At 69.1% G+C, this 13,826-nt stretch carries 13 protein-coding genes; 9 read left to right on the top strand and 4 right to left on the bottom strand.

Features of this window, described 5'->3' with window-relative positions:
- Positions 1 to 2 precede the first annotated feature (2 nt).
- Genes ACR2FV_RS04695 through ACR2FV_RS04680 form a run of 4 tightly spaced genes read left to right on the top strand, consistent with a single transcriptional unit; the run spans position 3 to position 3,308 of the window.
- Positions 3 to 908, top strand: coding sequence for a shikimate dehydrogenase (locus ACR2FV_RS04695; protein WP_434014542.1), 906 nt, complete (start codon positions 3 to 5; stop codon positions 906 to 908).
- The gene (locus ACR2FV_RS04690; protein WP_434014541.1) at positions 905 to 1,840 is read left to right on the top strand and encodes a phosphotriesterase family protein; all 936 of its coding nucleotides are present in this window, start codon (positions 905 to 907) and stop codon (positions 1,838 to 1,840) included. The genes ACR2FV_RS04695 and ACR2FV_RS04690 overlap by 4 nt, the downstream gene beginning before the upstream one ends.
- Positions 1,840 to 2,487, top strand: a complete 648-nt coding sequence (gene eda, locus ACR2FV_RS04685; RefSeq protein WP_434014540.1) for a bifunctional 4-hydroxy-2-oxoglutarate aldolase/2-dehydro-3-deoxy-phosphogluconate aldolase — start codon at positions 1,840 to 1,842, stop codon at positions 2,485 to 2,487. The genes ACR2FV_RS04690 and eda overlap by 1 nt, the downstream gene beginning before the upstream one ends.
- 2 nt (positions 2,488 to 2,489) lie before the next feature.
- On the top strand, positions 2,490 to 3,308 hold the full coding sequence (locus ACR2FV_RS04680) for a GntR family transcriptional regulator (RefSeq protein WP_434014539.1): 819 nt from the start codon (positions 2,490 to 2,492) through the stop codon (positions 3,306 to 3,308).
- 40 nt (positions 3,309 to 3,348) lie between these two features.
- Here ACR2FV_RS04680 and ACR2FV_RS04675 read toward each other — a convergent pair whose 3' ends face one another.
- The gene (locus ACR2FV_RS04675; RefSeq protein ID WP_434014538.1) at positions 3,349 to 3,996 is read right to left on the bottom strand and encodes a transaldolase family protein; all 648 of its coding nucleotides are present in this window, start codon (positions 3,994 to 3,996) and stop codon (positions 3,349 to 3,351) included.
- Between the two features lie 21 nt (positions 3,997 to 4,017).
- Positions 4,018 to 5,025 (bottom strand): Gfo/Idh/MocA family protein, encoded by a 1,008-nt coding sequence (locus ACR2FV_RS04670; protein ID WP_434014537.1) that lies wholly within the window; start codon positions 5,023 to 5,025, stop codon positions 4,018 to 4,020.
- A gap of 193 nt (positions 5,026 to 5,218) precedes the next feature.
- Here ACR2FV_RS04670 and ACR2FV_RS04665 point away from each other — a divergent pair, with 193 nt between their 5' ends.
- Together ACR2FV_RS04665 and ACR2FV_RS04660 are read left to right on the top strand one after the other, a co-directional pair.
- On the top strand, positions 5,219 to 6,061 hold the full coding sequence (locus tag ACR2FV_RS04665; RefSeq protein ID WP_434014536.1) for a ribokinase: 843 nt from the start codon (positions 5,219 to 5,221) through the stop codon (positions 6,059 to 6,061).
- Positions 6,058 to 6,927 (top strand): sugar phosphate isomerase/epimerase family protein, encoded by an 870-nt coding sequence (locus ACR2FV_RS04660; RefSeq protein WP_434014535.1) that lies wholly within the window; start codon positions 6,058 to 6,060, stop codon positions 6,925 to 6,927. Before ACR2FV_RS04665 ends, ACR2FV_RS04660 begins: the two co-directional genes overlap by 4 nt.
- Here the strand turns inward: ACR2FV_RS04660 and ACR2FV_RS04655 are convergent.
- Entirely contained in the window at positions 6,921 to 7,682 is a 762-nt protein-coding gene (locus ACR2FV_RS04655) for a FadR/GntR family transcriptional regulator (protein WP_434014534.1), read from the bottom strand. The two genes, ACR2FV_RS04660 and ACR2FV_RS04655, sit on opposite strands and share 7 nt — an antisense overlap.
- A gap of 12 nt (positions 7,683 to 7,694) precedes the next feature.
- On the opposite strand from ACR2FV_RS04655, the gene ACR2FV_RS04650 reads away from it, so the two are divergent.
- The 3 genes from ACR2FV_RS04650 to ACR2FV_RS04640 are packed head-to-tail and all read left to right on the top strand — an operon-like array spanning position 7,695 to position 11,914.
- Entirely contained in the window at positions 7,695 to 8,726 is a 1,032-nt protein-coding gene (locus tag ACR2FV_RS04650) for a LacI family DNA-binding transcriptional regulator (protein ID WP_434014533.1), read from the top strand.
- A 54-nt stretch (positions 8,727 to 8,780) separates the two neighbouring features.
- Entirely contained in the window at positions 8,781 to 10,277 is a 1,497-nt protein-coding gene (locus ACR2FV_RS04645; RefSeq protein WP_434014532.1) for an FGGY-family carbohydrate kinase, read from the top strand.
- A complete protein-coding gene (locus tag ACR2FV_RS04640; protein WP_434014531.1) occupies positions 10,274 to 11,914 on the top strand; it encodes a fucose isomerase in 1,641 nt (546 codons plus the stop codon). Before ACR2FV_RS04645 ends, ACR2FV_RS04640 begins: the two co-directional genes overlap by 4 nt.
- Before the next feature lie 420 nt (positions 11,915 to 12,334).
- Here ACR2FV_RS04640 and ACR2FV_RS04635 read toward each other — a convergent pair whose 3' ends face one another.
- Positions 12,335 to 13,537 carry an IS4 family transposase gene (locus tag ACR2FV_RS04635; RefSeq protein WP_434014530.1) on the bottom strand — a complete coding sequence of 401 codons (1,203 nt, stop codon included), beginning with the start codon at positions 13,535 to 13,537 and terminating at the stop codon, positions 12,335 to 12,337.
- Positions 13,538 to 13,826: the final 289 nt, after the last annotated feature.

Genomic DNA, 13,826 nt, shown 5'->3' with positions numbered 1-13,826 from the left:
CGATGACATCCCGGATGCGTTTCGTCGGCGTCAACACGGCCACCTCGTCGATCATGACGATCTTCCCCGACTGGTCGCGGCTCCTCGGACTCGGCGCCGAGCTGGTCGGCCTGGACATTCCGCTGGGCGCCGGCCCGGGGGCCTACCGTGACGCCCTGACCTCGATGCGCGAAGACCCTGCCTGCGCAGGCGCGCTCGTGACAACCCACAAGATCTCGATGTTCGAGGCAGCTCGCGACCTGTTCGACGACGTCGACGAGTTCGCCGCCGAGGTCGGTGAGGTGTCCTCCATCGCGTTCCGTCACGGCCGGACGCTCGGCGCCGCCAAGGACCCCATCACCGCCGGCCTGGCTCTGGAGGAGGTCCTCGCGCACGACCACTTCGGCCAAGGCGGCGGCCATGTGCTGTGTCTCGGCGCGGGAGGCGCCGGCATCGCGATCGGATGGTACCTCGCGCGACGTCCTGATGCTCCTGCCTCGATGACGTTCCTGGACACCGCGCCCAACCGGCTGGCCCACCTACGGGAGGTGGTGGACCCCCACGCTGCCTGGACCGATCTGCATACCGTGGCCACGGCCGACACCGACGTCGCGGCACTGGTCGAAACCCTACCCCGGGGCAGCCTGGTCATCAACGCGACGGGCCTGGGCAAGGACCGACCCGGCACGCCGCTGCCCGATGGCGTCGCCCTTCCCCGGCAAGGGGTGATCTGGGAGCTCAACTACCGCGGCACGCTGGAGTTCCTCGGACAGGCCCGTGCCCAGGCGGAGGAACAAGACCTGACCGTGGTCGACGGCTGGCGATACTTCATCCACGGCTGGACCCAGGTGATCGCCGAGGTCTTCAAGGTGCCCATGGGTCCGGAGGTCGTGCAGTCCCTCTCCCAGGCCGCTCAGGACACTCGATGAGCGGGGTGATCCGTACCGTTCTCGGCGACATCCCGGCCGATGTGCTCGGGCCCACCGACTATCACGAGCACCTCTTCCAGTGCAGCCCGCTGCTCCCCGGTGAGGACCTGGACGACGAGAGCGCCAGTCAGGCCGAGGCCGGCGACCTCCGGTCATCCGGTGCGACCGCCATGGTGGAGGCCACTCCTCGAGGACTCGGGCGCGACCCCGCCGCTTCGGCCCGCATCTCGGCGGCCACCGGGCTGCACATCGTGCACGTCACCGGCGTGCACCGGCAGGCCCACTACCCCGAGTCGCCCGACCTCGTCACGGCCTCCATCGAGAGCCTGATCGAGCACATCGAGGCCGACCTGTATGCCGGGATGGACGGCACGGCGGTGCGCGCGGGTGTCGTGAAGGCCGGCGCGGGGCTGTGGGCCCTCACCGACTTCGAGCGCCGCTCGCTGGATGCGGCGGGTCAGGTCTCGGCCCGGTCGGGCGTGCCCGTCATGGTGCACCTGGAGCACGGCAGCGCGGCTCATGAGGTCCTGGACCGGTTGATCGCACAGGGATGTTCTGCTGGACGGGTCGCCCTGGCTCACCTGGACCGCAACCCCGATCCTGGTCTGCACGCCGACCTCGCGCGCAGGGGATGCTATCTGGGCTACGACGGTCCGGCTCGACATCAACACTGGCCCGACTCGGTGCTCCTGGACTGCCTGGCCGATGTCGTCACACAGGGGTACGCCGACCGCCTCCTCCTCGGCGGCGACGTCGCCCGGCGCAGCAGGTACCTCGCCTACGGCGGCATGCCGGGCCTGCGCTACCTCTTCGACCGCTTCGTTCCGCGGATGAGGGCACGCGTGGGCGAGGACGTCGCCCATCAGATCCTGACCGCGAACCCGGCGCGGTGGCTCACCTGGCACCCGAGGCCCCTGAAGGGACACCACTGATGACCATCTCGTCCACATCGCACGACACCAGTCTCGAGGTGCTGGCGGTGAGTCCCGTCATCCCGGTCGTCGTTCTCCAGGACGCCCAGCAGGCGCTCCCCCTGGCCGAAGCCCTGCTGTCGGGCGGGGTCGGCATCATCGAGGTCACGCTGCGCACCGAGGCAGGCCTGGATGCCATCGCCCGTATCGCCCGCGCGCTCCCCGAGATGCTCGTCGGCGCCGGAACGGTCATCACCCGCGACCAGGCCAGCGCGGCCGAACAGGCCGGCGCACGGTTCGTGGTCACCCCCGGAAGTCCAGCGACTCTGGTGGACGCGGTGCTGACGGCCGGTTTGCCGCTCCTCGCCGGCGCCAGCACCCTGACCGAGATCATGATGCTCATAGAGCGCGGCCATCGGGCAGTCAAGTTCTTTCCGGCGGAGCAGGCCGGAGGCGTCGAGTACCTTCGGGCAGTCCACGACCCTCTGCCGCAGGCCGTGTTCTGTCCGACCGGGGGTATCATCCCTGCCACGGCCGAGGACTACCTCGCCCTGCCCAACGTGAGTTGCGTCGGAGGCTCCTGGCTCACCCCCGCCGGCGTGTGCGCGGCAGGCGACTGGGCCACGGTGCAACAGCTGGCCCACGAGGCCAGCACGCTAGGGTCCTGATCATGGAGGCATCCGACCCGGGAGCCGGTGTCTGGCCTCGCAGCCGCCGAACCGTCGACCGAGCCTCTCCGCTGCCCTACTACTACCAGCTCAAGGAAATCTTGCGCGAGCGGGTCACCTCCGGAGAGCTTGCACCCGGCGACCGGCTCGACGGCGAGCACACCCTGTGCGAGCGCTACGGCGTCTCCCGCACTGTAGTCCGCCAGGCGCTGTCGGACCTGCATCGGGAGAACGTGCTCGACCGGCAGAAGGGCCGAGGCACCTTCGTGGCGCACGAACGCACCTCACAGAGTCTCGTGCAGTCGCTCAACGGCCTCTACGACGACATCAGGTCGATGGGCCGCACGCTGCGCAGCGAGGTGCGCACCCTGACGGTGGAACTGGCCGACGCCGACGTGGCTGCGCGACTCGAGATCCCGCCTGAGACTCCGGTCACCGCCATCGAGCGGCTGCGGTTCGTGGACGATGAGCCATGGGTCTACACGCTGAGCCACGTTCCGGTGCGCTACGCGCCGGACCTTGTCGCCCAGGACCTGCGCGAGGACTCCCTGTATCGCCTGCTGCGCGAGCGGTACGGCCAGTCGCTGGTGCGCAGCCGGCGCATGGTCGAGGCGCACCGCAGCGACCCGCCGCTGACCAAGGACCTGCAGATCGGCCCGAGCGACCCCGTGCTGAAGCTCACGAACGTGACCTACGGAGCGCACGGTGCACCGATCGAGACCTTCATCGCCTTCCACCGCGCCGACCGCTCTCGGTTCGAGGTCAACATCGTGCAGTCGGAGCAGGGCGATCCGGCGCAGCCCATCGTCCGTCTGCTCTAGGTCATCGGCCGCGACGCATGTGCCCGCCGCGACTCGGCCCTCAGCGCACTGCGGCTCGCCCGCCCGCCTTCTCGAACTCGGTCACAGCGACCTCGGTCAGCTCGTCCTCCAACATCTGTGCGGCCACGGCCTCGCCCACCGTGAAGTGGGGCACTCCCGCAGCGGCGAGCTCGGCGACCTGGTCGGCCGAACGCAGCGAGGCCGCCAGAATCCTGGTCCTGCCCCCGCCGATCGCCTGCTGCATCTGGACCACGGAGTCGACGCCCGCACGTCCCGCATCTGACATCCGACCGACATAGGGTGCGACCCAGTCTGCTCCCACGTCCCGAGCCAGAATCGCCTGCACCGGGTGATAGACGGCAGTGACCAGGACCGGGCAGCCGTCGTCCACCAGGTCGCGGGCCACCCGCAGACCGGCCGAGGTCGAGGGGACCTTGACGACGACCGGTCCCAGCGACCGCAACCAGGCGGCCGAGCTGGTCATCTCCTGGACGCCCGTGCCCAGGACCTGCATGAAGATCACCGGGACGCCCAGTTCGGAGAGCCATTTGTAGATCTCGGGGAGATCGCGTTGCGACAATCCGGCGCGGGACAAAATGGTGGGATTGGTGGTCACACCGGCGAAGACGCCGGAGGCCCAGAGTCGCTCGACGGTGCTGCGGTCGGCGGAGTCGATATAGAACGCCATGCGGCCTCCTCGGGTCGATGGTCAGCGCTCGGAGTGGCGGTCCCCGGCGTGCAGCGTCGTGTCGATGCGCGCGAGGGTGCGTGTGGTCCGCGCGGAGTGGTCCCAGGCTGCAGGGTCCGGGGTGCCGCGACGGACCTGCCTCGCGAACGCTGCCGCCTGCTCGGCATACTGATCCGAGCCTACGGCTAAGGAACGTCGATCCGACCCAGACTCCACGATGACAGTCCCGACATCTCCGACCAGGTCGGAGCGGAACAGGTCGGTGACACTGACCGACCCCGCCGAGCCGACCACGGTCGCCGTGCCGACCATCTGCGCGTCGAAGCCGCAATCGAGTCCGGCCGTCACGGAGCCGTAGCGCAGACTGGCGGCCACGTGTGTGAAGACCCCGCCTTCCTCGTCGCGGCTGTCTACCGCCACCACCTGGTCGGGCTCCCGCGACAGGATCGCGCCGAAGAAGTCGACCGGGTAGCAGCCCAGGTCCCACAGGGCACCACCGCCGAGGTCCGGGAGCAGCCTGATGTCCGGCTGTGGCGTTCGCTCGAGGGCGAAGTGCAGCCTGGCGTGCAGGGCGCACACCTCGCCGATGTCACCCCCGGCGATGACATCCCGGATCATCTGCAGCTGTGCATGATGGCGATACATGAACGCCTCGCCCACGACCACGCCGCTGGTCGTCGCGGCGTCGGCGATCCGGTCGAGGTCACGGGCGTCCAGCACGATGGGCTTCTCGCACAGCACGTGCTTGCCCGACTCCACTGAGCGTAGGATCCACGGGGCGTGAAGACTGTTGGGAAGGGCGACGTAGACCACCTCGATGTCGGGGTCGGAGAGCAGCGCCTGGTGGGTCGCGTAGGGCCTCTCGATGTCCAGCGCGTCCGCGAAGCTGTCCGCTCGGCCGCTGGCGCTGCTCACCCCCAGCACCTCACCGGCGCCGGCTCGACGGATCGCAGGGACCACCTGCTCGTGCGCGATCCTGGCTGCACCGAGCACACCCCATGTCGGAGGGCTGGGAGGGCTGTACACCATGGTGCCACCTCCTCAACTATGGCCGGATCACAGAGCAGAGTTCCGATGTCTGCCCCAGGGTAGCGGCACGGGTTGGGTTGTCATGACCGCGAACGCGGCAGAATCTGCCGCTGGGCATGCGGCGACGTCCCAATGGTCGGATAACCTACTGATCATCGCGCAACGCCGCGCGCGGGACGGCGAGAGGAAGCACGTGGGCAAAGTCATCGTCTTCGGGTCACTGAGTCAGGATCTGCACCTGCACATGGATCGGCATCCGCATACCGGTGAGACGGTCATGTCGGGTGACATCGAGTACCGGTTCGGCGGCAAGGGCGCCAACCAGGCAGTCGCTGCAGCAATGGCCGGTGCGTCGTCCGTCTTCGTCGGCAAGGTGGGCGACGACCCCCAGGGTCACGCCTACCTCACCCGGCTCGCTCGGTTCGGGGTCGACACCTCTGCGATGGAGGTCGTACCCGGCACGCCCACCGGTACCGCCATCATCTACAACGACGCCGACGGGGAGAACATGATCGTGGTGGCGCCCGGTGCCAACCACCGCATGACCGCTGCGGACATCGACAAGCTCGAGACCCTCGGCGAGGGCGACGTCCTGCTCATGCCGCTTGAGCTACCGCTCGACGTCGTCGGGCAGGCCGCTCACTTCGCGCGAGAGCGCAGGGCACGGGTCGTCCTCAATCTGGCTCCGTTCGCGGCGCTGCCGGACGAGGTGCTGAGCGGGTGCGATCCCGTCGTCGTCAACGAGCACGAGGCCGGGCTGCTGAAAAGAGCTGGGTCGACGGTGCCGTCGCTGCTGGTCACCCTGGGGGCCGCCGGGTCGCGCTGGGGCAGTTTCGAGGTGCCCGCCCGGTCCGTCTCGCCGGTCGACACAACCGGTGCGGGGGACGCCTACTGTGGGACGCTGGCCGCCCGGCTCTGTCTCGGTGACCCCCCTGAGGCGGCGATGACCGCCGCGTCGGAGGCCGCCGCGCGCTGTGTCCTGCACGACGGAGCGCAACCGAACCCCGAGACCTTCGATGAGGGAGCGCGGCGATGAGGATCGGCTGCCACGGGCTGGTCTGGACCGGCAGCTACGACGCCGCCGGCATCCGGGAGGCGGTCCGGCGCACCAAGGACGTCGGCTTCGACCTGATCGAGTTCCCGCTGATGGACCCGGCGACGTTCGACACGACAGCAGCCCGCTCGGCTCTGGACCAGGAGGGGATCGTCGCCACTGGCAGCCTGGGACTCAGCGCGGCCACCGACATCAGCGGCGAGGAGCCGGAGGCGGTCCGGGCCGGTGAGGACCTGCTCAACCGAGCGGTGGACGTCCTGGCCGCGCTGGGCTCGGAGCACCTGTGCGGGATCATCTACAGCGCGATGCGCAAGTACGACACGTTCGCCACGTCGCGTGGGGTGGCCAACAGCCAGGACGTGATCGGACGGGTCGCCCGTCGAGCAGCCGATGCGGGCATCACAGTGAGCCTGGAAGTGACCAACCGGTACGAGTCGAACGTGCTCAACACCGCCCGACAGGCACGTGACTTCGTCGCCGGCATCCCCGGGGTCGAGGTCGGCATCCAGCTGGACAGCTACCACATGAACATCGAGGAGACGGACATGTTCCTGCCGATCCTCGAGACCGGCCCGCAGCTGAAGTACGTGCCCGTCGGCGAGAGCCACCGCGGCTACCTGGGCACGGGCAGCGTCGACCTCAACAGTCTGTTCCGTGCACTGCAGCACATCAGTTTCGACGGCCCGGTGGTCTTCGAGTCGTTCTCCTCCGCCGTGGCCTCGGGGCAACTGACTCGGACCCTGGGCATCTGGCGGGACCTATGGGACGACGGTGACGAGCTCGGGCGGCACGCGCTGGGCTTCATCCAGGCACAGCTGTCGGCCAACCAGGCGGCGACCGGCTACTGAGGAGCCTCCCCGGTCTGCTGCCCCGCCGACTCCGGGGCAGGTTCGTCCTCGTCCTGGGCGGCCCGTGCGTCTGCCTCCTCCTGGGCGCGCAGCGTCACGCGCAGCCACTGCTCCACGCCGTTGATGTGCACGATCATCGCCGACTCGGCGACGTCCGCCTGGCCCAGCTCGAGGGCCGCGACGATCGCACTGTGCTCGGCGATGGTGCGAGCCACCGCACCGCCCTCGGTCAACCCCCGCCAGACCCGTGCCCGCAGGATCCTGGGGGACAGGCCGTCCAACAGGCTCATCAGATAGTCGTTGCCGGCCGCCGCGGCGACTAGCCCGTGAAAGCGCAGGTCGTGCTCGACCAGCTGCTCGACGTCGATGTCGGATCCGATGGACACCTCGTCGCGCAGCGCGGCGAGGTGCGCCACGCTGATCATTGACGCCGCCTTGCGGGTGGCTGCTGCCTCAAGGAAGCGTCGCACCTCCATCAGTTGCAGGACGGTGTCGTCCTGGTGCATGTCGACGACGAAGGACAGTGCCTCGGTCAACAGCGCCGGCCGGAGCGACGTGACGTAGGTTCCGTCGCCTCGGCGGACGTCCAGCACCCGGAACATCCCGAGCGCCTTGACGGCCTCACGCAGTGAGCTCCGGGACAGGTCCAGTCGCTCGCTGAGCTCCTTCTCCGGCGGCAGCCGGTCGCCCGGTCGCAGCTCGCCGGTGATGATCATGCGCTTGATCTGCAGGATGGCCTCGTCCGTGACCGACATACAGTCATGGTAGTGACGGCGATCGGCGGCATGCCCGACCCGACCGGCGCCGGGCTCGATACATGCACCTCACGACTGGAGACCCTGGTGACCACGATCGCGCAGGTGGCACAGCGCGCCGGGGTCTCCACCGCCACCGTGTCCCGGGTCCTCAACGGCAAGCCGGTCCGGGCCGACCTCGCTCAGGCCGTCCAGCGAGCCGCGGCGGACCTTGCCTACCTGCCCGACCGGACCGCACGGTCGCTGCGGCGGCGGTACAGCGACGTCGTAGCCCTGATCCTGCCCGACATCGAGAACCCGTTCTTCACGTCCGTCGCCCGGGGCGTGGAGGACGTCGCGCAGCAGGCCGGCCTGTCCGTCGTGCTCTGCAACACCGATGACGAGCCGGCCAAGGAAGAGCGCTACCTGTCGATCGCGGCCGGCGAGAACATGGCCGGCGTCATCCTCGCGCCGGCCAGTGCCACACCCCGGTTGGCACCGCTGACCGACAAGCAACGGGTGGTGGTCGTACTCGACCGCCCCGTCTCCGCCGAGGTCGATCAGGTGTTCTTCGACAACATCTCCCTCGGTCGGGAGGCCACTCGGCGGCTCCTACAGCGGTCCTTCACCCGCATCGCCTGCGTGACCGGACCTCGCCGGACCAGCACGGCTGTGGATCGGGCCGCCGGATGGCGAGCCGCCATGGAGGAGGCGGGTTGGGCCGCGGATGACGCTTTGTTGCGGCACGTGAACTTCAAGGTCGACGGCGGCAGGACCGCGATGCGCCATCTCCTCGATCTGGCCGACCCCCCCGATGCGGTGCTGGCCACCAACAACCTCGTCGGGGTCGGTGTCCTACAGAAGCTGGTGCGGACCTACGGGAGCACCGATCACCTCGGTGTCGGCATCATCGGTGATCTCCCCTTCGCCACCTCACCGGTGGAGGGGCTGACCCTGGTGCCGCTGCGGCCGCGAGAGCTGGGAGTCCAAGCCGCACAGCTCTTCCTCGAACGGCTCCGAGGCGACGTGGAACCGGCCCGGCGGGTCGTCGTCGCCGATCGGTGAGCGGTCAGAGCAGGAAGAATTGCCACAGTAATCGATTGCTGACAAGGTGGGCTGATGCCAACATCTGCCTTCCTGGGTGTCGACATCGGGACGTCGAGCAGCAAGGGCGTGCTCACCCTGGCCGACGGCACCCTGGTGCGAAGCGCCGTCCGGGAGCACTCGGTGTCACGCCCTGCGCCGGGTCAGGTGGAGATGGACGGCGAGCTCTGGTGGGACGAGTTCGTCGAGATCGCCGCCGAGCTGACCGGCCCCGGAGCCGTCGTCGTGGACGCAGTCGGCGTGAGCGGCATGGGTCCGTGCGTTTTGCTGACCGACGCCGACGACCAACCGGTCCGACCAGCGATCCTCTACGGGGTGGACACCCGGGCGACAGCCCAGATCGCCGAGCTGGAGGCCGAGCTCGGTCGCGAACAGGTCCTGGAGCAGTCGGGCTCCGTGCTGTCCAGCCAGGCGGTCGGCCCCAAGCTGCGCTGGGTGGCGCAGGAGGAGCCGGAGGTATGGCGCAGAGCCCGCCGGATGTTCATGCCCGCCTCGTGGTTGGCCTTCCGGCTGACCGGCGCCTACGCCCTGGACCAGCACTCCGCCAGCCAGTGCACGCCGATGTACGACCGGCATACCCAGGACTGGCACGAGCACTGGGCCGGCGTGGTCGCGGAGCACCTGGACCTGCCAACCCTGGCCTGGTCCGGGGATCAGGCGGGGCGCACCTCCCAGGAGATCGGCGGCATCCCCGCTGGGACACCGGTGACCGTGGGCACCATCGACGCCTGGTCCGAGGCGGTCAGCGTCGACGCGCAGAACGTCTGCGACCTGATGCTGATGTACGGCACCACCATGTTCCTGATCGCCACCGTGCCCGAGCCGGTGACCAGTGAGGTCATGTGGGGCACCACCGGCGTGAGGTCGGGCACCCGTAACCTCGCCGGCGGCATGGCATCCTCTGGAGCGCTCACGGCATGGGTCCGTGACCTGACGGGCGGGTGTGACTACCCGACCCTGCTGGCGGAGGCCACGGAGTCCGGTCCGGGGGCCCAGGGCCTGCTCGCGCTGCCGTACTTCGCCGGGGAGCGCACCCCGGTCTTCGATCCGCAGGCCCGCGGCGCCATCCTCGGCCTGTCGCTGACCCACACCCGGGGGGACCTCTACCGAGCGGTCCTGGAGGCCACCGCCTACGGCGTGCGTCACAACGTCGAGGCGATGCGCGAGGCGGGGGTGCAGGTGGAGAGGGTCGTCGCCGTGGGAGGTGGCACACAGGGGGAGCTGTGGACCCAGATCGTCTCCGACGTCACAGGGCTGGACCAGGTGGTGCCCACCCACACCATCGGGGCCAGCTACGGGGCCGCCTACCTCGCCGCCGGCATGGTCACCGACGTCGACATCGCCCAGTGGAACCCACCGAGCCACACCTGCTCCCCCGACCCGGACCGAGCAGCGCACTATGCGCGCCTCTACGACCTCTACCTCGACCTGTACCCCGCGACCAAGCACCTGACCCACACCCTGGTCGACCTGTCCCATCCCGTCGACGTGAGCCCCCAAGGAGAGTCGTGACCTACACCCTGCCGACCGCCACCAGCCGACCCGTGGCCCCGTCCCGCACCGCATACCTCGTCGCCAGCGGTGATCTCCGACCGGCCGCCAACACGGCCGGTTGGCCCACCCAGGTGGAGCTCGAGGGGTTCGTCACCGACGCTCTGGCCGAGCACGGCTGGAGCGTCCGACGCGTCCCGGAGGTCGACCCGCAGACCGGACACGGCTTCATCACCAGTCAACGAATGGGGCTGCAGGCCTTCCAGCAGATCCCGCTGGATGCGCCACTGATCGTTGCCGAGGCCATCTGGCAGTACAGCCACCACGTCCTTGCGGGCCTGCGCACCCACCGCGGACCGATCCTCACGGTCGCCAACTTCGCCGGTCGCTGGCCCGGGCTCGTGGGGCTGCTGGGCCTCAACGCGGGAATGGCCAAGATGGGCCAGTCCTACTCCACGCTGTGGACGGTGGACGGCACCGATGAGTGGTTCCGCGATGGGATTGCCGCCTGGGTGCAGAACGGTCGGGTGGAGCACGACACCTCGCACGTGCGGGACCTGCCGGATTTAGCGGACAGCCCGGAGCGGGCCCTCGGCATCGCTCTCGCTGAGCAGCTGCTCGACGAGAAGGCCATCATCGGCGTCTTCGACGAGGGCTGCATGGGCATGTACAACGCGATCTTCGACGACGAGATCCTCAACCCCATCGGCATCTACAAGGAACGGCTCTCCCAGAGCGCCCTGTGGGCCGAGATGCAATGGATCACCGAGGAGGAGGCTGCAGCGGTCGGGCGCTGGCTCGAGGAGGCCGGCATGCGCTTCCTGATCGGCACCGACGATGCCACCGAGCTGACCCAGGAGCAGCTGACGTGGCAATACAAGATGTATGTCGCCGCGCTGTGGATCAGCGACGACTTCGGGCTGGACGCGGTCGGCATCCAGTATCAGCAGGGCCTGAAGGACCTCACCCCCGCCTCCGACCTGGTCGAGGGGCTGCTCAACAACGTCGTCCGCCCACCGGCGACCAGCCGGGACGGCAGCCGGGTGCTCTACGAGGACGAGGCGCTGCCGCACTTCAACGAGGTCGACGAGGGCGTCGCGGTCGACGCGCTGGTGACCAACAGGGTCTGGCGCGCGATGGGCCTGGACCCTGCCACGACCCTGCACGACGTCCGCTGGGGGGAGCAGTTCGACGGGCAGTTCGTCTGGGTCTACGAGATTTCCGGCTCCGTACCGCCGTCGCACCTGATCGACGGCTACCGGGGCGCCGAGGGCTGGCGGCAGGGTCCGATGTTCTTCCCCGCCGGAGGCGCCACGATCAACGGAGTCTCCAAACCCGGTGAGATCGTCTGGTCCCGCGTCTACCTGCTCGACGGTTCGTCGCTGCACGTCGACATCGGCCGGGCCAGCGTCGTCGAGCTGCCCGAGGAGGAGACCCGACGCCGCAAGGACGCCACCAACCCGGAGTGGCCGATCGCGCACGTCGTCCTGCATGGGATCACCCGGGATCAGTTCATGGCGCGGCACAAGGCCAACCACATCCAGATCGCGTATGCGCAGGACGCGGCCGGAGCCGACAAGGCCTTGGTCGCCAAGGCAGCGCTCTTCACTCGGCTGGGCGTCGACGTCCACGTGTGCGGCGAGGTCGACCTGGGCTGAGGCGGCCAGAGTGCACACATGCACGATTCTGCCGCCCACGTCGCTCCTCCGGGTGGCGAGGACAAACCAGTCATCTGCCACCCTCGGCGAGTGGCAGCGATCCTCCGGGGCCCGGACGAGCCCGAGAAGGGGCTCGCCGCACCCCCCGCCGACGTCAGCGAGGGGCAGCCTGCACACGAATGACCTCCACGGTGAAGCCCAGGGCGAGCGACCGCTGCACCAGCGCATGACCCAGCGCCGTCGAAGGGGTCAGAACTCCACCAACACGCGCCGCGCCTTCCCCGGCGACCAGGGCCAGCCCGGACTGGCGATACGCGCTTCGGCAACGAGCCACACCCCAGGGGTCGTCGCCGCGGCCCGAGTCGGTGGAGGAGCTCGCCGATGGCGTGGGCCCAGAGCCGGGCGATGGTGTCGGGGGCCTCAGGGGGAAAAGGCGCCCTGTTGGGCGATGGAGCGCCGAGAGATCCGTAGCGCGGCGACGAAGGAGAGGCGGTCGGGGTCGTGACCGGCGTGTTCGGCGGCCTCGAACATCAGCCAGCGGATCGCGTAGTGGCAGCACAGGTGGCCCCAGATCTCCTGGGTGACCAACTCTGGGGACTTTGAGCGCAGCACGGCCCACGGCCCGCGCTGGTGGGTCTTGAGCTCATCGAAGGCGGTCTCGATCTCCCAGCGTTGCGCATAGGCGCCCGCCAAGTCCGCCGCGGGCGCCTGCTGGTGGTCCAGAATGGTGGTGACCAGCCGGTACGGGCCGGCCGGGTCGCGGCCGTCATCGATCGTGTACTCGATCACCCGGACCCGCCGAGGGTGTTGGCGACGACGGTCGGTGCTCGAGTCGAAGACATCGGCCAGCCAGGACCCGTCGGGCAGGTCGCTGACCGGCTCCAGGCGCAGGTTGTCCTTGACCCGCCACAGCAGGTCGGCCCCGGTGGCGGCGGCCTTGACCCAGGTGGTGAAGCTGTAGAAGCCGCGGTTGGCCAGGCACAGCATCCCCGGTGCCAGCCGGGCCAGCAGGCCAACAGACAGGGCGTTCTCCGAGGTGGTGTACGGGCCGAGCACGGCGTCGAACATGGCGTGGGTGCCGCACTCGGCCAACGCGACCACCCGCGCCTGCGGGAACGCCGAACGTTCCCCCTTCATCACCCCTGGACGGCCGAATCCGGCGTCGTTGGCCGGGGTGTCCGGCAGGTCCAGGCACGTCCCGTCGATCGCGACCAGGCGCCGCCCGGCCAACCAACACCATGGGGTGTCCGGACCTGCCAACGGTTGCGCGACCCGGTCGAACAGCTTGGCCAACGGCTCGGCTCCCAGCCGGTCCCGGGCGTGGGAGATCGCCGCCTTGTTCGCCAACCGGTGCCCGTCCGGATCCCTGCGCGCCCAGGCGATCCCGTCGGAGATCAACGCCAGCACGTCCTCATACGAGCCCTCCGAGTGCAGCGCCATCCCCATCGCGAAATACGCCATCGACCGCGCCGGTAACGACCGGCGCCGCTGCTCGGTCCGCCCACACTCCGCGATCACCGAGTCCACCACCTCGGCGGGAAAGACCCTCATCAACAGACCCACCGACACCAGATCCGGCAACCGCCGGTCCGACTCGGCCTTCCTCCAACCAGAACGGGGCATGCCCCCAAACTACACCGGTGCCACTCTAATTGAACGGTATTGGAACTAGACCGATGACTTGGACCGCTCGCGCTGGGCGCCATTGGCTCAAATGTGTTGCAGCAATTACATCGGGCGCTTGCGATGTGGGCAACGGCGTGTGCATGGTAGGGGCATGACTGCGACGCACGACACGGCTGCGGCGAAGATCGTGGGCCTGCTGGAGGCCCTGTCGGACGCCGACACGGCCGCGCGTAGTGGTCTGACGGTTGTCGAGCTCTCGCGCGCGTTGGGTCGGGAGAAGTCGGTC

It is taken from the genome of Ornithinimicrobium sp. (assembly GCF_051004135.1).
Taxonomy (GTDB): Bacteria; Actinomycetota; Actinomycetes; order Actinomycetales; family Dermatophilaceae; genus Ornithinicoccus.
This window is presented reverse-complemented; position numbering and strand designations above follow the sequence as displayed.

Bases quoted from the DNA above. Each gene is read 5' to 3' on its own strand.
- ACR2FV_RS04675 (WP_434014538.1), bottom strand. From the start codon at position 3,996: ATGGCGTTCTATATCGACTCCGCCGACCGCAGCACCGTCGAGCGACTC.
- ACR2FV_RS04680 (WP_434014539.1), top strand. From the start codon at position 2,490: ATGGAGGCATCCGACCCGGGAGCCGGTGTCTGGCCTCGCAGCCGCCGA.
- eda (WP_434014540.1), top strand. From the start codon at position 1,840: ATGACCATCTCGTCCACATCGCACGACACCAGTCTCGAGGTGCTGGCG.
- ACR2FV_RS04645 (WP_434014532.1), top strand. From the start codon at position 8,781: ATGCCAACATCTGCCTTCCTGGGTGTCGACATCGGGACGTCGAGCAGC.
- ACR2FV_RS04660 (WP_434014535.1), top strand. From the start codon at position 6,058: ATGAGGATCGGCTGCCACGGGCTGGTCTGGACCGGCAGCTACGACGCC.
- ACR2FV_RS04655 (WP_434014534.1), bottom strand. From the start codon at position 7,682: ATGTCGGTCACGGACGAGGCCATCCTGCAGATCAAGCGCATGATCATC.
- ACR2FV_RS04635 (WP_434014530.1), bottom strand. From the start codon at position 13,537: ATGCCCCGTTCTGGTTGGAGGAAGGCCGAGTCGGACCGGCGGTTGCCG.
- ACR2FV_RS04690 (WP_434014541.1), top strand. From the start codon at position 905: ATGAGCGGGGTGATCCGTACCGTTCTCGGCGACATCCCGGCCGATGTG.
- ACR2FV_RS04695 (WP_434014542.1), top strand. From the start codon at position 3: ATGACATCCCGGATGCGTTTCGTCGGCGTCAACACGGCCACCTCGTCG.
- ACR2FV_RS04670 (WP_434014537.1), bottom strand. From the start codon at position 5,025: ATGGTGTACAGCCCTCCCAGCCCTCCGACATGGGGTGTGCTCGGTGCA.